Origin of the sequence: Mitsuokella multacida DSM 20544, from assembly GCF_000155955.1 — a bacterium.
Taxonomy (GTDB): domain Bacteria; phylum Bacillota; class Negativicutes; order Selenomonadales; family Selenomonadaceae; genus Mitsuokella; species Mitsuokella multacida.
Window position 1 is genome coordinate 1,334,086 of record NZ_GG697141.2, and the last position, 18,402, is coordinate 1,352,487.

Here is an 18,402-nt window from a genome sequence, read left to right on the forward strand (position 1 = left end):
CGCGCGGGCCGGCGCTCCGCGTGCGGCGTATCGCTGCCCGCGAGCCAGGCGAGCGCTTCCTGCGCCGTCGCGAAGCTCTTGTAGCGGGCGCCGGGGAAGCCCGCGACCTGCTTCTCGCAGTCTGCCCAGCTCGTGAAGAGCCCGCAGCTGCGCCCGACGCGCACGGCATATACTTTTTTTGGCATAATTTCCTCCAAGATACCTGTTTTTTCTTATTATAAGGGATTTGGGGGCAGAAAAGAATCAAATTTTTGTGTTCAAGATAGTAAACTTTTCTTTACTATTTCGGAATTGCTTGCTACAATCGTAACTATGGAGCTTTATACATAAGCGCTTCACTAGAAAATTAAGGAAATAGAAAGACAGAAAGGAAGGGGGAGCTGGATGCTGCTTCGGATACTCAGCACCATCGGCGCATTCGTGCTGCGACGCTTCGAAGAGCTTGGCACGATCGTGCTGCTCTACGGCGAGACGCTGCGCGCACTGCGCCACAAGCCGCGCCTGCGCCATATCCTCGCGCAGATGTCGCATCTCGGCGTCGATTCCCTGATGATCGTCAGCTTGACGCTGCTGTTCACGGGCGTCGTCATCTCGCTGCAGACGGCCGATGTGCTCATCCGCTTCGGCGCGCAAGGCACGCTTGGCGGCATCGTCACGATTGCGATTGGCCGTGAACTCGGCCCGGTGCTCGTCGCTGTCGTCTGTGCCGGCCGCGTCGGCTCGGCTATCACGGCGGAGATCGCGACGATGAAGGTCACGGAACAGATCGACGCGCTGCGCGTCATGGCCGTGAGCCCTGTCGACTACCTGCTCGTGCCGCGCATGCTCGCCTGCATGATCGTCGTGCCGATTCTCACGGTCTTCGGCGACGTCATCGGCGTCTTCGGCGGCTGGCTCATCGCCGTCTTCTACAAGGGGCTGACGACGTACAGCTACATGAACTCCATCCACATCTTTGCGGATTTGTTCGACATGACGGGCGGCGTCATCAAGGCCATCTTCTTCGGCAATGTCATCGCAGTACTCGGTTGCTACTACGGCCTGCACTGCCCAGATGGGGCGGAGGGCGTCGGCCGGGCGACGACGAAGACGGTCGTCGCCTCGATCATCGTCATCTTCCTGCTGAACGCCGTGCTGACGTTCCTGCTGTACTGATGAGGGGGATGGACTATGATTGAATTCAAAGACGTCTGCATGCGCTTTGACGACAAGGATGCGCTCAAGCACATCAGTCTGACGATACGCGACGGAGAGACGCTCGCCATCATCGGCGGCTCGGGCTCTGGCAAGAGCACGTTCCTGCGCCTGCTCATCGGCCTCATCAAGCCGACGAGCGGCCAGATCCTCATCGACGGGCAGGACATCGTGCCGATGAGCGAGGCGGAGCTCAACAAGGTCCGCCTCAAGATGGGCATGGTCTTCCAGTACTCGGCGCTGTTTGACTCGATGACCGTCGGCGAGAACGTCGCCTTCGGCCTGCGCGAGCATACGAAGCTCAGCGATGCGGACATCAAGGAAATCGTCCACGACAAGCTGCACCTCGTCGGGCTCGACGGCGTCGAGGACATGATGCCGAATGAGCTCTCGGGCGGCATGAAGAAGCGTGTGAGCCTCGCGAGGGCTATCGCCGTCGAGCCGTCTATCATCTGTTACGATGAGCCGAGTTCGGGCCTCGACCCCTTGATGACCGAGAAAATCGACGAGCTCATCGTCAACACGCAGAAGGCTCTCTCGGTGACGAGCATCGTCGTCACACACGATATGGCCAGCGCTTGCCGCATCTCGGACCGCATTGCTATGATCTACGATGGAGAACTCATTGCGGTCGATACGGTCGAGCGCTTCAAGAAGATACAGGATGCGCGCGTGCAGGCCTTCTTCCGCACGCTGCGCACCGTCAAGTCCGAAAAGGAGGATGAGCGATGACAACAGAGGCAAAAGTAGGGGCGTTCACCGTCGTCGGTGTCGTGCTCTTCGTGGCAGTCGCCATGCTGCTCTCCGGCGTCTCTCTGTCGGGGCATAAGGGATATACACTTTACGCGGGATTCAAACAGGTCATCGGCGTCGAGCCGGAGTCGGTCGTGCGCCTCTCAGGCGTTCCCGTCGGCAAGGTCAAGAGCGTCCGCAACGATGGCGGCGGCGTGACCGTCGCCTTAGACATCGACGGCAAGGCCAAGATCCCGAAGGGGTCTTCCGTGACCGTCGCCTCGGCCGGCGTCATGGGTGAGAAATTCATCAACATCCTGCCGGGCAAGGATCAGGGCATCTACCTCGGCGATGGCGATTACCTTATTGGCCAGGAAGAGGAGGGTATGGATTCGCTGATGGCGAAGGCAGGCAATGTGATGGACCAGGTCCAGGCATTGCTCGACTCGATGAATCAGGTCATGGGCAATCCGGACTTCCAGAAGAATTTCCTGCAGATGGCCGTCAACATCCGCGACATGACGGCGCATATGGACGGCCTCGTCGCGGCGATGGAGCAGACGATGCGCGAGAACCAGGGCAACATCACGGGCATGCTCTCGAATCTCAACGCGGCTTCTGCCGGCCTCAACCGCACGATGAACCAGGTCGAGGCGATGATGACGAATCTCGCCACGGTCGGCGCGGACCCGCAGACGGCGGAGAACCTGCGCCTGACGCTCGCGAACATCAAGGACACGAGTGACCGCATCGCGCACATTGCCGAGAACATGGATGGCGCCGTCGGCGACCCGCAGACGGCGGAGGACATCAAGACGACGATCCGCAATGCGCGCCAGATGTCCGAAAAAGCAGGAAATATGATGGGCAAGCTCGAAGATATCAAGGTCAAGCCATCTGCTGACCTGCTCTACAGCGGAGCGAAAGACGACTGGAAGGCAAACTTCAACGTCGACTTGGGGCCTGAGACGGGAAATTTTCTGCGGGCCGGACTCGATGACATCGGGGACGGCAACCGCGGCAACCTCGAAGTCGGCCGCCGCACGGAACACTACGCCGTGCGCGGCGGCGTCATCAACGGCGATGTCGGCCTGGGCCTCGACGCCTACGCCGGCAAGCGCTTCGTCTTCTCGGTTGACGCCATGGACCCGAACGACCCTGCCCTGAGGCTCGGCGCCCAGTACCAACTCAATGACGCCGGCACCTGGCTCATGGGCCAGTGGGATGATGTCAACGACAGTGACAAGCGCGCCGCCTACGTCGGCCTGCGCCAGTCGTTCTGATACAATGCAGATTTTGGGTACCATTCTTTGTAATGGTGCTCGAATGAAGATTTAAGAAAGACATGTTACATTTTCTCTGAGGAGGAACTGACCTTGAATAAGAACAATCGCTTCTATAAGAAACTGACTGCCCTCATCGCCACGGGGCTGCTGACGGCCGCTGTCTCAGGCACGGCCTTTGCCGCTGACACCGTTCAGCTCGACCTGCACGACAGCGTGCAGATGGCACTCGAGAACAACCGCACGATCCGCCAGGCGCTGACGGATGTCGACACGGCCAAGTGGACGCTGTCTAAGGCGCGCCGTACGATGGGCCCGACGGTGACGTGGACTTCTGGTGCAAACCGCATCGGCGGTGATTCTCTGGATTCGGCTCATAACGCACATGCGCTTGGCATGGGACCGGCTTATGATTATTCTTGGACGAATACGGCACAGGGCGTGATGCCGCTCTACAATGGCTCGGTCAAGGGCCAGATCAAGCAGGCGCGCTATGGCCTCAATGCGCAGGACCTTGCGCTCGAGGAGACGAAGCAGGCCATCCGCCTGCAGGCGACGTCGGACTATTACAACATCCTGCAGTGCCGCAATCTCATCGATGTCGAGCAGGAGTCGGTCAACACGCTGCAGGAGCACCTCGACAACGTCAATGCGCAGTACCGTGTCGGCACGGTCGCGAAGTCCGACGTGCTCGCCTCGCAGGTCCAGCTCGCCAATGCACAGCAGGCGCTCGTGACGGCACAGAACAACTACGACATCGCGGTCTCGACGCTCAACAACGTCATCGGCCTGCCGACGGACACGGTGCTCGACATCCGCGACCAGCTCAAGTACACGAAGTACGACCTGACGCAGGATGACTGCACGAATTACGCGCTCGACAACCGCGCGGACGGTGCGGCAAAGCGCTATGCCGTCAAGGCGGCTGAGGCAGCTGTCGAGACGGCCAAGGCTGGCTATCAGCCGACGGTCAATGCTGTCGTCAACAAGTCCATCGGCGGCGAGAAACCGTTCCGTCATGACCATACGAATAGTGATAGCTGGTCGGCTGGTGTCAATGCCTCATGGAACGTCTTCGATAACGGCCAGACGCAGGCCAGCGTCAACTCGGCCAACATGGCGCTCGCCAAGGCGAAGGAAGCCGCTGCCCAGACGGATGACCAGATCCGCCTCGACGTGCGCACGGCCTACCTCGGCCTGCAGGCTGCCGAGAAGAACATCCAGACGACTTCCGTCGCCGTGACGCGCGCCGAGGAAGACTACAAGATTGCGCAGGTCCGCTACAGCGCCGGCGTCGGCACGAACCTCGATGTCATGGATGCCAACGAGAAGCTCACGACGGCCCGCACGAACTACTACACGGCCCTCTACAACTACAACACGAGCAAGGCCTCGCTCGACAAGGCGATGGGCATCCCTGTCGACCTCGATGTCGTCAAGTACACGGAGGCCGAGCAGGCTGGCGATACGGCACCGAAGGCGCGCGATGCGGCCAAGCTCAAGGACGATGCCATCTTCGAGATGGAGCAGCTGCAGAAGCTCGAGAAGGCCAACGCAGCCGCTGAGGCCGCTACAGTGCAGGAGACGGCTCAGACTGCTCAGAAGTCAGCTGATGCAGCAAGCGCAGCCGCGGCAGAGAATCCTTCGGCTGCTACGGTCACGAGCGAGGCGGTCGCCTCGGATATGGCAAACTGAGACTTCCTGCAAGACACAAGATACAGCAAATTTCATAATCCGATACAGCAAGAGTGAATTTTGGGGAGATCGTCATGAAACGGAAAACCATCGGGATAGGCATCGGCGCGCTTTTTGGCGTGCTGCTGCTGGTACTGGGCGGCATCTGGTACTACATACAGACCAGCGCGTTCATGGACAAAGTAGAGAGCACGGCGTCCACTGTAGCCAGTGAGACGCTCGGTGTGCCGGTCTCCGTCGGCGCCATCAAGGTGAATTCGCTTCATGACCTTGAGATTCATGATCTTGCCATCTATGATAAGCAGGCGGAATGCATCGCCCAGGCCGATACGGCCCGGGTGGAGCTCCGCCTGCTTTCTGCATACCGCGACCCGGCCTACGTCGTCAAGGAAGTCACGCTCTCGAATGTCAAGGCAAACCTCATCCAACGCGAGGACGGCAGCTGGAACGTCGAGGACATCAAGACGCAGAGCTCGGGCTCTAGCTCGTTCTTCGGCACGGTCACGGTGGAGAACGGCACGGTCACGGTGTCGGCGCAGGGCCATGAGGTCACGGCGCAGGACATCGAGGGCTCGGCTGATTTCTCGGACTATCCCGTGCTGAAGCTCGCGGCCAAGGCAAACTGTCTCGATTCGGCCGTCGATTTCTCGGGCACCTACCGCAAGGAGCGCCAGATCTTCAACCTGAAGGTCTCGGGCCTCGACCTCATGAACGTCCTGCCCTTGCTGCCGGATGGCACGATCCCTGACGGCGTCGAAGTCCTCGGCGGCACGGTCACGGAGGCCAAGGTCTCGGGCCAGTACATGGGCAGCCAGCTCTCCTTTGCAGGACAGGCTCAGTACGAGAACGGCTCGGTCAAGGTCAAGGACACGCAGGTCGACGACATCCACGGCTTTGCCTCGTTCACAGATGCAGAGGTGCTGCTCTTTACGGACGCAGAGGCGGCCGGCCAGCAGGCACATGCCGAGGGCAAGGTCCGCTACGACACGGATACCCCGTACCTCGACCTCACGATCTCATCCGATTCGCTTGACCCCGCAAAGGTGCTCAAGGACATCCCCTATGAAGGTGCGGCTTCGCTCAAGGCACATATCACAGGCCCGGTGAAGGACCCCGTCATCGACGGTGATGTCCGCGTCGCTTCCGGCGCGGCCAATGGCATCCCGTTCACGAATGCGAGCGCACACGTCCGCTATGAAGGCGGGCGCGTCTCTGTTCAGGATGTCTCGGTCAGCGCTTTCGGCGGCACAGTGCGCGGCGAGGGTACGTTCTCGCCGAGCAGCCTGACGTATGCAGCTCATCTCGTCGGCAGCGATATCGACACGCAGCAGGCGGCTTCGTACATCCCGGAGCTTGCGGACCTCACGGGCCGTGTCTCCTTCAACATGGGCCTTTCCGGCACGGGCACAGATACGAGCGATCTGCAGGCGTACGGCAGCGCCGCCCTGCAGGCTGGTTCGTACAAGGGCCTGCCGATCGAGAGCCTCACGGCCTCGTTCTTCGCGCAGGGCACGGATGTCACGATCGACTACGCGAGCCTCAACCTGCCGCATCGCTCGAGCCTTGGCATCGAGGGCAAGGTCAAGGGCGGCCGCAAGATCGACCTCGCCTTCTACGGCGGCCATGTCGACCTCTCGCTCGCGCGGACGCTGATCCCCGAGGCCGATGTCACGGGGCTCGGCGACTTTGAGGGCACGGCACAGGGCGATATCGCTGATCCTGTGGTGAACTTCAAGTTCACCGCGACGAACGGCACGCTCTTCAAGCAGCCGTACGACAGCCTGAAATTCAACGCTGGCGGCAGCCTCGACGGCGTCACGATCGACGAGTTCTCGCTCGTCAAGGACGGCAAGCAGACCTGGTACGTAGACGGCTCGGTCGGCCTCACAGGGGAGCGGCGCATCGACATGCGCATCGACACGGTCGGTGCCCGCATGGAGGATATCGCGGCGCTCGCCTTCCCCGACCAGCCCATCACGGGTAATGTCGACAACACCATCAAGATCACGGGCACGCTCGACCATCCCAATGCCGTCGGCTACATCCACTTCTACCGCGGCAGCTACAACGGCATCCTGCTTTCCGGCATGGACGGCGACTACTTCATGGAGGATGGCTTCACGCGCCTGCAGGACTTCCACGTCTTCTCGCCGATGGTCGACATGGACCTCAACGGCACAGTCGACCGCAACTGGAACCTCGACATGATCGCGAGCGTCCACGAGATCAACATGGAGCGCTTCGCGAACAAGTTCCCGTATCCGGTCAGCGGCAAGGGCACGTTCGCTGGCCAGATTGGCGGCACGCTCATGGACCCGACTTTCCACGGCATCCTCACGGCACCTTCCATCACGCTCAACGACCAGGAGCTCACGGATGTCCGTGGCATGGTCGACTATGAGGACCGCGTCGTCAGCCTGAGCCAGTTCGGCTTCCGCCAGGGCGGTGGCAGCTATCAGGCGTCGCTCTCCATCAATATCGATACGCACGATGCCGACGGCAGCGTCAAGGTGCAGGACGGCGATGTCAATGCAATCGCGGCCATCTGCAATTTCAAGAACGAGATTGTCTCCGGCAAGGTCAGCAGCGATGTCCAGGTCGGCGGCACCTACGACAATCCGGAGCTCACGATCACCGGGCAGCTGGCGGACGGCAAGATCTCTGGGTACGACGTCCACGATGTCGATGCCAATCTGCACTTGCTCGACCACGTCGTCTACATCGATAAGCTCGCGGGCCAGCAGGGCACGGACGGCAGCTTCACGGCAGATGGCTATGTGACGATCGGCGGACCGATCCAGGCGCATTTCTCGGCGCAGAAGCTCGCGCTCGGCATGTTCACGAAGTCGGCCGGCCTCGCGCGCGAGGTGCACGGTACGGCTGACATCGAGGCGACGTTCGGCGGCACGACGGATAACCCCTCTGCCGATGTCACGATTGCCGCGAACAACGGCGGCTTCCAGGGCTCGACGTTCGATGCGATGAACGGCGAGTTCCACCTCAAGAACGGCCTCGTCGATGTCAAGGACTTCTCGGTCGCGAAGGCCATCAACGGCAAGGACTACACGGCCTCGGCCAAGGGCATCGTGCCGATCAAGGCACTTTTTGCCAACCGCAATGAGGACCTCAACGACTACGAGCGCATCAAGCTCGATGTCAGCCTCGACCAGGCCGACCTTTCCATCCTGCCGTTCGTCTCCGACCAGATCGACTGGGCGCTCGGTCCGACGAAGGGCACGCTGGAGTTTACGGGCACGCTCGCGCACCCGCTCGTCACGGGCAGCATCTCCCTGTCGGACGGCGCCGTCAAGTTCAAGCCGCTCACCGTGCCAGTCACGGAGATGACGGCCCAGATTGATTTTAATGGCGATACGATGACAGTCCGCGATTTTTCTGGTAAAATGGGCGAAGGTATGTATACGGGGCAGGGTACGCTCAAGATGAACGGCCTGACACCCTCTGAGTACGATTTTTCGTTGACAGCGGACAAGCTCGACGTGCAGAGCAGCTTCTTCAAGGGGCCTCTGAGCGGACAGCTGCGCGTCAACAAAGACAAGTTCTACGGCATGGAACTGCCGAAGATATCAGGGCAGGTCGACCTCGCAAACTGCACGATCTCGGTGCCGGCCATCCCCGACAGCGACGGCGAGCTGCCGGACATCATCCTCGACGCCGACGTCAATGTCGGCGACAAGGTCCACGCCTACAGCTCGTACCTCTACGATATGTACCTGACGGGCAACGTCCACTTCGGCGGTACGACGCGCCATCCGAAGACGTCGGGCTCGGTGTCCGTCAAGCGCGGCGGCACGATCAACTACCTCAAGACGGAGTTCAACGTCCGCGAGGGAACGGCCTACTTCAACCAGGTCGATTCGTTCTTGCCGAGCATCACGTTCCTGGCGGACACGCGCTTGACGCAGGCCAAGGTCTACCTTTCCATCACGGGGCCGCTCGACAACATGACGTTCACGCTGCGGTCGACGCCGGAGATGAGCCAGTCGGAGATCATCCAGCTGCTGACCCTGCGCGATGCCTACAAGGCCGGACAGGCCAACCTCGATGCCGGCGACCTCCTGATCGTCGGCCTGCAGATGAGCTTCCTGTCCGAGGTCGAGGACGTCATGCGCAACATGCTCTGGCTCGACCGCTTCACGATCGCGCGCGGCAGCGGCTCTGCCTTTGATACGCACGACGAGGAGTCGAGCAAGGACATCGATGTCTACCACGTCGAGATGGGCAAGTACATCACCGACAAGGTCATGCTCAAATACACGCAGCAGATCGGCGGCGATGATACGCACCGCTTCGGCGTGCAGTACGACATGAACGACCGCTTTGGCCTGTCGCTCGATAAGGAGTCGCAGAAGTTCATCGTGGGCCTCGAAGCCCGCGTCCATTTCTGAGTTTTATCATCTTGTTTCGAGAGGAGGTGAGCCGCATGCAGCTCGCAGATTACCTGAAGGAGCTCCGCAAGGTAAAGACACTGGACCTTGAAGAGGAGCAGGCGCTTTGGGCCGCGTTCAAGGAGCGCGGCGATGAAGGCGCGCGCCAGCGGCTCATCGAATCGTATCAGCCGCTCGTCTTCAAGCAAGCGGCACCTTTTGCGCAGCTCGACTGCGCTCTCGACCTCATCCAAGAGGGCACGGTCGGCCTCATCGAGGCGGCGGAGCGCTACGACCATACGCGCGGCGTGGCCTTCAGCCTGTTTGCCGTGCACCGCATCCGCGGCCGCATGATGGATTTCCTGCGGCGCGAGGGGCAGGTCGATGTCGCCTGCATGGAGGAGAATCTCGAGGGCGGAAACCTCAAGGAGAATCTCGTCGACACGGGGGCATCCGTGCCGGAGCAGGCGGAGAGCCATGAGCTCGCGCACCGCCTCCATCAGGCGATGGCGCGCCTGCCGGACAAGGAGCGCGCCGTGCTCGAGGGCATGTACCTGAGCAGCGAGGACGCTGCGGGCATGGCCGACGCCCTGCACGTCAGCGCCTCGCACATCTACCGCCTGCAGAAGAACGGCATCCGCCGCGTCCGCGGCATGCTCTCTCGCTTCATGCATTACTGGTGAAAGAAAAGAAATCGAGTAGGAAGCGCAAGGAAATAGTGGAAAACAGAAGCCATTTGAACGGCATCCGCTCTCATCGCGCGATACGGCATGTCATTATGACGGGAACACCTCGGATTATAGGAATAAGTCTGTGGAATCGGGCAGGAGGTGTGTCATGAAGGACCGGAATCAGAAACAGCGCCGTCACATCCGGGCGGCAAGGCAGTGGCTCGGGGAGGCGGAGACTTCGCTCGCGGAGAATCACAGAGTGCGCGGAGAGCTCAAAGTCATGCTGGCCAAGGCAGAACTGGCCCGGGTGGAAGGCACGCCGGGCCATCGCTTTGTCAAGCGGTGGTCGATGCGCCTGATGCCAGCACTTGTGGCGCTCGTCATCGCGGGCGGCGGTTATGCGCTCTGGCAGAGCCGGACGGCCGTCTACACGGCAGCGCCGGCTCCTGTGAGGGCACAGGTAGATGCCGTGGATGCGGTGGAGGACGCCGCCGAGCCGCAGGAAGCTCCTGCGGTGCAGGTGACGACTGCCACGAGCGCACCAGAGGCGGAGCCCGCCGCAGTTGCGCCGCCGCAGCAGATGTCAGAGGCAGAGGCGCCCGCTAAGGTGACGGCAGCGGCTTCACCGCAGGCTGCACCCCAAGAGACAGCCCCCGCGGCAGCAGAGCCGCACGCGGTAGTGCAGAGCGCGCCGAAAGTCCCGGATGACGGGATGCAGAAATTGATGCAGACCGCAGGCAAGACCTTGCGGCGGTGATGATTACTCCCTCCCTATCAGGAAGGTATTGCATAGGAGGTTTGACCTTTGAAGAAACAGAACTACAGATCCCTCGCTTACGCTGTGGCAATTGCCCTTGGCTGCACGGCTATGCCGGGTACATCTTGGGCAGCCGAGGCCCCAGCTGCGAGCACAGAGCCCGCGGCAACGGCTGAGACGGCTGCGCAGGATGCGGCCGCCGTTGCACCGGCAGCGGCGAAAGCAGCTGAGACAGCTGCTGCGCCTGAGACAAAGGCCGCAGCCGAAACTTCTGCTTCGGCGCAGGCGGATGCCGTTGCGACGAGCACAGTGGACGAGCGCACGCTGAACTGGGGCAAGACGCGCCCGCAGGAGACGGCTATCGCGGACAGCATGAAGCAGTACGAAGGTCAGACTGTCGTCGAGACCGTGTTCGACGGCACTTCCGCCCTGACGGAGGGCACGGCGAAGGCCGCCATCTCGATGAAGGCCGGCGACATGTTCACGGTCAAGGGCCTCGAGGCCGACCGCGACAAGATCTACAACACGGGCTACTTCTACGATATCTATCCGAGCTTTGAGAAGGTGCCGGAAGGTGTCGTCGTCACGTACCACGTGCTGGAGAACCCGGTCCTCAAGGGCATTAGCCTCAGCGGCAACACGGTCGAGAGCACGGAGACGCTCCAGGGGCTCATCACCATGAAGACGGGCGAGATCCTCAACAGCCGCGAGCTCAACAAGGACGTCATGGCCATCCAGGAACAGTACCGCCGCGACGGCTACATCCTCGCAAAGATCACGGACATGAACATCGACAAGAATGGCATCCTGACCCTCAAGGTCAACGAGGGCATCCTCGAGGGCTACAAGGTCAAGGGCAATACGAAGACGAAGGAGCGCGTCATCCTGCGCGAGATGCGCCAGAAGCCGGGTGAGCCGTTCAACTCGAAGCTCGCGCGCCGCAGCATGCAGCGCGTCTACAACCTCGGCTTCTTCGAGGATGTCAACATCAAGATGAACCCGGGTGTCGACCCGAATGCCGTCGTCATGGAGCTCGACGTCACGGAGAAGCGCACGGGATCGTTCGGCATCGGTGCTGGCTACTCGAGCGAGGACGGCGTCGTCGGCATGGTCTCAATCGGCGACACGAACTTCCGCGGCACGGGCGATGCCATCAGCCTCTCGTACGAGACGAGCGGCGATGACACGGATGCGCACGGCTACACGTTCTCCTACCGCCGGCCGTGGCTCGACAGCAAGGAGACGGTCGGCACGTTCCGCATCTACAACCGCACGTACGAGTACGATGATTACGATGAGAGCGGCGACCTCAAGGAGACGTACATGCGCAAGTACTCCGGCGGCGAGCTGACGTTTGGCCGTCCGGTCAGCGAGTACTCGACGAACTACCTGACGCTGCGCAATCGCAAGGACTCATATGTAAAGCACGTCGATGACGGTAACCTCGGCGACCGCAGCACCCCAGCGTATGAGGGCTGGCGCAGGGACAACTTCGGCACGACGCGCAGCGTAACGTTCGAGCACGTGACGGATACGCGCGACAACGTCTACAACCCGATGAGCGGCAGCCGCCTGAGCCTCTCGGGCGAGTTCGCGGGCTTCGGCGGCGACTTCGACTTCCAGAAGTACACAGTCGACGGCCAGCGCTACATCCGTGCAGGCCGCTCCCAGGTCTTCGCGCTGCGCGCCCGTTATGGCGTCGGCACGGGCGACATCTCGGAGTTCAACCAGTACCGCATCGGCGGCCAGGGCTCGCTGCGCGGCTACCGCGAGGACCAGTTCCGCGGCGACCGCGAGTTCCTCGGCACGGTCGAGTACCGCTTCCCGGTCGTCAAGAAGGTGCAGGGTGCTCTGTTCACGGACTGGGGCGGCGCTTGGGACAGCGGCCTGACGCCGGACGACCTGCACGCGAGTGTCGGTGTCGGCATCTCGCTGACGACGCCAATCGGACCGCTGCGCTTCGACTACGGCTGGGGCGAGGACGGCGGACGCGTCCACTTCAACGTCGGCAGCACGTTCTGATGGACGCGCAGACGCGAAAGTGGCTTGAGAGAAGGGATGCCTCTTGACGATGACGTCCATGATGGGGAGAGAGCGGAACGGGCTGCTCGCGTGCCTGTTCGCGCTCCTATGCGCATTCGCGCTGCCGCAGCCTCAGGCTGAAGCAGCCGGGCGCGTCGAGGCGGTGGCGGCCCACGTCACCGCCTCGGAGGGGCTGCCGCCTCTCGTGCAGCAGCGCATGGAGCGGAGCGTGCAGGTCATCGCCGAGCAGCTATTGCTCGGCATGTCCCCCGATTCGTCCGACGCAGATGCCGCCGCGCAGAGTGAGGTCATCCGCCAGGTCTTCGACAAGGTGCTTGTCGGCTACACGGTGCGCGGCGTCAGCCTGAGGCTCGGCGATACGGCCGATGTCACAGTCGAGCTGATGCCGTGGTCGGACCAGATCCGCACGATCTCGGTCGAGACGAGTGTCGAGGGCATGCCGCCTGAGGTGGAGCGCCTCGTCCGCCAGGACCTCGCCGATGTCGGCTCGGTCTTCTCGGACGCGCTCTACGGCCTGCCAGTCGCAGCGGCCGACTGGACGAACGGTGTCCTCAAGCATCACCTCGAAACGTACCTCGCGAGCCACCTGCCGGAGTTCCGCGGCGACTTCGAGATCGACACCGAGGGCAGCTGCGCGAAGGTCCGCCTGACGGTCTACCCGCGCCTGCCCGTCATCCGCACGGCGGACCTCTCAATGCGGTCAGACACGATCCCAAACCTCACGCTGCTCAACCACCGCGAGCTCATGCAGGAGCAGGTCGACATGCTCGTCGGCGTGCCCGTCGCCTTTGTCGCGCGTCATCAGCATGACTTCGAGCAGCTGTTTGCCGAGCGCCTCGATGTGCAGCGCGACTTCCAGGCCTTGCGCATGAAGACCGTCGTGACGATTGCGCCGCAGGAGCGCATGGCAGTCATGAGCCGCTCCGACTCCTCGCGCTACCGCGCGCGGCTGACGGGGTGGGTCGACATGGGGCGCAAGGAGAGCAAGTACGAGCGCGAGGTGGACAGCCTGCGCTTCCGCCTCCACGCCGGGCGCATGGTGACCGCTCGAGATGAGCTCTTCACGCAGCTCGACTTCATGCCGCAGAAGGTGGACTGGGGCTGGGAGATGGGCTACAGCCACCGGATCGGCATGGGCACAACGCCGATGCTGCGCTACGACATGCGCGAGAAGCGCTTCGTGCTCGGCGCCATGCAGGCGCTCGCACCGCGCTGGCAGCTCCGCTATGAGTACCGCTTCACCGACCACCTCGGCGAGGCCGGGCTCCTCTATCAGATTCACGACTTCCTCGGTGTGGAGTACGTCCTCGACAAGACACAGGGCTGGCTCCGCCTCATCGGGAATTTCTGAATGCTCCGCAGGGGAAATCCTTGTAGACCCCTGCGAAGTCTGCTATAATAAACGTGTTTCTTTGGAATCGTAAGAAGGAGAAGATAAAATGGTTACATTGCAGAAAAAACAGGTCAAGATCATCAGTGTCCTCATCGCACTCGTCTTTGTCGGCTCCGTTGTCGCACTCGCTCTCACGCAGTCCGGCTCGGGCATCGCAAGTGCCGCAAGCTCGAATGTCGGCGTCGTCGATTACCGCCAGATCGCACAGCAGAGCTCGCAGCTCCAGGACATCCAGTCCCAGATGCAGAAAGAAGTCCAGGACGCTCAGAAGGAGTTCGAGGAGAAATCCGCTAACATGAGCGACCAGGAGAAGAACGACTACTATCAGCAGACGCAGCAGCGCCTCGCTCAGAAGAATCAGGAACTCATGGAGCCGTTCCAGAAGAGCATCGAGAATTCCGTCAAGAGCGTAGCAGAGGCTAAGGGCCTCTCCGTCGTCCTCGAGAAGAGCTCGGTGGTCTACGGTGGCCAGGATATCACGCAGGATGTCATCAACAAGCTCAGCAAGTAATCCTCTGAGGGTCATATGGAGCGTCGAGTACCGAGCGGGTTTTACGCTCGGTACTACTTGTAAGGGGGCGAGAGCGCGTGGACAATCCAGATAAAACAACGCCCTCGGGCACCCCGAAGAAGCCAAGTCTCTGGAAGACGAAGCGCAAGGAGATCCTGCTCGGCAGTGCCATCGCCATCGGCCTCGTCTTCCTCGGGGCATGGGGCATCCGCGCCCTGATGCCGGGGCATGAAGCCGTCAAAGAGACAGCTGCCGCGAGCATCGGTCTCGTCGACATGCAGAAGGTCATGGAGGCGCATCCCGACTACGAGAAGCTCCAGACCCTCCAGAAGGAGTACAAGAGCCTGGAACTCTCCTTGAAGGATACGGAGAAGCTGCCCGAGATGCAGGTGGAGCCGCCTGCGGTCGAGTCGAAGCCGTTCGACGATTCGGTCTGGCAGAAGAATGCCCAGACGGTCATCGGCGGCCGCACAGAGCTCGAGCGCGAGGCCAAGAAGGTCGAGAAGGCGTATCGCGAGGCCCATGAGGCCGAGTACGAGAGCCGTCGCAAGGCTGTCGATGAGGATTACCAGAACGCGATCCTCAACCTCAACATCAAGATCGACAACCAGAAGGCCATGCACCATCCTTGGACGAAGCAGCAGGACCTCGATGAAGAGCGGGCGGGCTGGGAGAACCAGCGCGCCCTCCTGCAGGAGGAGCGCGGCATGCGCCAACAGCAACTCGCGAAGGAGTGGGAGCGCGAGGTCAATGATTATGTGCAGTCGGTCATGGGACCGAAGCTCGCCGCCTGGCGCGAGCAGGCCAAGAACTCGCTCTCTCAGCAGAAATCCGCAGCGGTGCTCAAGCAGTCTGAAGCGCAGCAGCGCGACACGGCGGCCATGCAGCAGCAGATGCAGATGACGGCAGCGCAGAAGCTCCAGCAGCGCGCCCAGATCAAGGAGATGATGGCGCAGAAGGCCGAGGAAATCCAGGCCCTCGACACGCACATCCGCAATGACATCTCGGGTAGGGCGGCCAAGATTGCCATCCTGCATCACTTCACGATGATCCTGGCAAATCCTGCCGAGGATCTCGCGTTCAAGCTCCCCGTGGACCTGCCCGCGAGCATGAAGCCGGAGCGCTTCATGCCGGTTATCGGCAGCGATACGGAGGATGTCACGGATGAGCTCGTCAGCGAAGTCAGCACGCTCGGTGATGACGGCGCGGACGGCTTGTCTGGGAACTCATGATACCATCTTATCCCTAACCCAATCATAGAAAGAAGCGAATCATCAACATGAAATTACGTAAGAAATCCGTTGGACTCCTGGCAGCTGCTTTTGCGGCAACGATGCTCATGAGCGGTTGCGGTCAGGTCAAGATCGGTTATATCGAAGGCTCCCGCGTCATGCAGGAGGCCCCGCAGGTCAAATCCCTCGTCGATGAGGGCAACCAGAAGATCAATGAGGCGCGCGAAGAGGCGCAGAAGTCGCTGCAGGACAACCCGGACATGAGCCAGGAGGACGCGCAGAAGACGCAGGCCGAGGCACAGCGCAAGATGGCCAGCCTCAACCAGTCGTACCAGATGCAGCTGCAGCAGAAGGTCAGCGCTGCGCTGCAGGACATCGCGAAGGAGAAGAAGCTCGATGTCGTCGTGGATAGCGAGAAGGAACAGCCGACGGCACTGATGGGCTGCGTCGATGTGACGGATGACGTCATCGCCAAGCTGCAGTAAGGATGTGATGTGACATGAAAAAGACCTTGCAGGAAATCGCAGAATACGTGGGCGGCCGCGTCGAGGGGGATGCCTCGATCGTCATCAGCGGCCTCGACAACATCGAGGGCGCTGGCGAGCACGACCTGACCTTCGCCGTGGACCCGCACATCGAAGAGGCCAAGGCATGCCGCGCGGCAGCCGTCATGCTGCCGGAGGGCGTCGCGGACTTCCCGAAGACGGCACTCTACGTCGAGGAGCCGCGCGCGGCGTTTGCACGCCTCTTAGAGCTCTTCACGCCGAAGCTCCAGTTCCCCAAGGGCGTCAGCGAGCAGGCCCACATCGGCAAAGACGTCAAGCTCGGCAAGGATGTCGTCATCATGCCGTTCGCCGTCGTCGACGACCATGCCGTCATCGGTGACCGCGTGACGCTCTACCCGCACACGTACATCGGCCAGTACGCCGAGATCGAGGACGATACGGTCATCTACTCGAGTGCGACAGTCCGCGAGCACTGCCACGTCGGCAAGCGTTGCGTCATCCACTGCTCGGCTGTCATCGGTTCGGACGGCTTCGGCTTCACGACGCACGAGGGCGTGCACACGAAGGTGCCGCAGGTCGGCAACGTCGTCCTCGAGGACGATGTCGAGATCGGCGCACACGACGGCATCGACCGTGCGGCCATGGGCTCGACGGTCATCGGCCACGGCACGAAGATCGACAACCTCGTCCACATCGGCCACAACTGCAAGATCGGGCCGAACTGCCTGATCGTCGCACAGACGGGCATCTCGGGCTCGACGACGGTCGGCCACAATGTCACGTTCGGCGGCCAGGTCGGCACGGTCGGCCACATCAAGATTGGCGCCAACTCTGTCTACGCTGCGCGCTCCGGCATCATCGGCGACATGCCGGAAGGCGTCTTCTGCGCGGGCTTCCCCGTCCAGAGCCATGCGGAGTGGCTGCGCATGCAGGCTTCGATGAAGCACCTGCCGGAGATGTACAAGAAATTCCGCCAGCTCGAGAAGAAGCTGGCCAAGTACGAGTCGAAATAACGCGCATGGCGCGATGAAAGCCTTCCGGAACAGGGAAGGCTTTCTTGCTGAAAGAGGGGAAAACGATGTTGTCATACTATCTGTTGAAGGCGCTGAGCAAGATCTGCTGCCTGCTGCCGCGCGGCGTCTGTGAGGTCATCGGCCGGGCCCTCGGAGCGCTCGCCTGGCCACTCGTGCCGAAGCGGCGCAAGAAGCTCGCGAAGGACCAGATCATGATGTGCCTCGGCGTCGACGAGAAGGAGGCCGAGCGCCTCGCGAAGGCCAGCAGTGTCCGCTTCGGCCCGATGCTCATGGAGGTCCTGCGCTTCCCAATCATCCGCAAGCACATCGGCGATTACGTGCGCATCGAGGGCCTCGACAAGCTCGAGCGCGGTCTCGCGCTCGGCAAGGGCTGCATCATCGCGGCGGCACACAGCGGCAACTGGGAGCTCATGGGCGGCGCTTTCGCGCAGGCCGGCATCCCGCTCGTCGGCGTCGCGATGAAGCAGAAGTCGACGGGCGCCGACCGCTTCATCAACGAGTACCGCACGCTCATCGGCATGCACATCACCTACAAGAGCGGCGTGCGCGAGATGTTCGACATGCTGCAGAAGGGCTGGGCCATCGGCCTCATCATGGATCAGGACACGAACCGCCGCAGCGGCATCGTGCTCGACTTCTTCGGCAAGCCGACGAACTGCGTGCCGGGCGCTGCCTCGATGGCGCGCTTCCAGGGCGTGCCGATCTTCCCCGCGTTCATGCATCGCGATGAGCACGGCTTCCACACGCTGATCGTGCAGGATCCTGTTTTCGTCGAGAAGACAAAGGACAAGCGCGAGGACATCCGCAGGACGACGCAGATCCTGACGAAGTGCATCGAGGTTCACGTGCGCCGCTACCCCGAGGAATGGTTCTGGCTGCACGACCGCTGGAAGTCTATGCGGGAAGAATAATCGGCTGACTTGCATCGTGGACCATTGTTTTGTACAATAGAGTAAGGCATATTAC

15 protein-coding genes are annotated in these 18,402 nt (G+C 61.6%); 14 read left to right on the forward strand and 1 reads right to left on the reverse strand.

All coding sequences use genetic code 11. The features are described from left to right. Positions 1–185: RNase H1/viroplasmin domain-containing protein (locus MITSMUL_RS12735; protein WP_005840949.1), on the reverse strand; the 185-nt coding region annotated here is incomplete at its 3' end. Positions 186–387: 202 nt separating this feature from the next. Between MITSMUL_RS12735 and MITSMUL_RS06140 the strand changes: the two genes are divergently transcribed. The 14 genes from MITSMUL_RS06140 (at position 388) to MITSMUL_RS06205 (ending at position 18,347) form a co-directional block, all read left to right on the forward strand. Continuing rightward, positions 388–1,155: an MlaE family ABC transporter permease gene (locus tag MITSMUL_RS06140; RefSeq protein WP_147653187.1), complete on the forward strand. Its 768-nt coding sequence runs from the start codon at positions 388–390 to the stop codon at positions 1,153–1,155. Between the two features lie 15 nt (positions 1,156–1,170). Then, entirely contained in the window at positions 1,171–1,926 is a 756-nt protein-coding gene (locus tag MITSMUL_RS06145) for an ABC transporter ATP-binding protein (RefSeq protein WP_005840953.1), read from the forward strand. Further along, positions 1,923–3,209 carry an MlaD family protein gene (locus MITSMUL_RS06150; protein ID WP_005840955.1) on the forward strand — a complete coding sequence of 429 codons (1,287 nt, stop codon included), beginning with the start codon at positions 1,923–1,925 and terminating at the stop codon, positions 3,207–3,209. Before MITSMUL_RS06145 ends, MITSMUL_RS06150 begins: the two co-directional genes overlap by 4 nt. A gap of 93 nt (positions 3,210–3,302) precedes the next feature. Next, on the forward strand, positions 3,303–4,904 hold the full coding sequence (locus MITSMUL_RS06155) for a TolC family protein (RefSeq protein WP_005840957.1): 1,602 nt from the start codon (positions 3,303–3,305) through the stop codon (positions 4,902–4,904). Positions 4,905–4,978: 74 nt separating this feature from the next. After that, a complete protein-coding gene (locus MITSMUL_RS06160; RefSeq protein WP_040635623.1) occupies positions 4,979–9,310 on the forward strand; it encodes a translocation/assembly module TamB domain-containing protein in 4,332 nt (1,443 codons plus the stop codon). Between the two features lie 35 nt (positions 9,311–9,345). After that, entirely contained in the window at positions 9,346–9,972 is a 627-nt protein-coding gene (locus MITSMUL_RS06165; protein WP_005840962.1) for a sigma-70 family RNA polymerase sigma factor, read from the forward strand. Between the two features lie 154 nt (positions 9,973–10,126). Further along, positions 10,127–10,717 carry a hypothetical protein gene (locus tag MITSMUL_RS06170; RefSeq protein ID WP_005840966.1) on the forward strand — a complete coding sequence of 197 codons (591 nt, stop codon included), beginning with the start codon at positions 10,127–10,129 and terminating at the stop codon, positions 10,715–10,717. Positions 10,718–10,765: 48 nt separating this feature from the next. Next, the gene (locus MITSMUL_RS06175) at positions 10,766–12,739 is read left to right on the forward strand and encodes a BamA/OMP85 family outer membrane protein (RefSeq protein WP_005840968.1); all 1,974 of its coding nucleotides are present in this window, start codon (positions 10,766–10,768) and stop codon (positions 12,737–12,739) included. 58 nt (positions 12,740–12,797) lie between these two features. Continuing rightward, on the forward strand, positions 12,798–14,111 hold the full coding sequence (locus tag MITSMUL_RS06180) for a hypothetical protein (RefSeq protein WP_040635949.1): 1,314 nt from the start codon (positions 12,798–12,800) through the stop codon (positions 14,109–14,111). 88 nt (positions 14,112–14,199) lie between these two features. After that, a complete protein-coding gene (locus MITSMUL_RS06185; protein ID WP_005840971.1) occupies positions 14,200–14,664 on the forward strand; it encodes an OmpH/Skp family outer membrane protein in 465 nt (154 codons plus the stop codon). 77 nt (positions 14,665–14,741) lie between these two features. Further along, the gene (locus MITSMUL_RS06190) at positions 14,742–15,896 is read left to right on the forward strand and encodes a hypothetical protein (protein ID WP_005840973.1); all 1,155 of its coding nucleotides are present in this window, start codon (positions 14,742–14,744) and stop codon (positions 15,894–15,896) included. Positions 15,897–15,943: 47 nt separating this feature from the next. Further along, entirely contained in the window at positions 15,944–16,381 is a 438-nt protein-coding gene (locus tag MITSMUL_RS06195) for an OmpH/Skp family outer membrane protein (RefSeq protein WP_005840975.1), read from the forward strand. 14 nt (positions 16,382–16,395) lie between these two features. Next, the gene (lpxD, locus tag MITSMUL_RS06200) at positions 16,396–17,415 is read left to right on the forward strand and encodes a UDP-3-O-(3-hydroxymyristoyl)glucosamine N-acyltransferase (protein WP_005840976.1); all 1,020 of its coding nucleotides are present in this window, start codon (positions 16,396–16,398) and stop codon (positions 17,413–17,415) included. Between the two features lie 65 nt (positions 17,416–17,480). Continuing rightward, a complete protein-coding gene (locus tag MITSMUL_RS06205) occupies positions 17,481–18,347 on the forward strand; it encodes a lysophospholipid acyltransferase family protein (RefSeq protein WP_005840977.1) in 867 nt (288 codons plus the stop codon). Positions 18,348–18,402 lie beyond the last annotated feature (55 nt).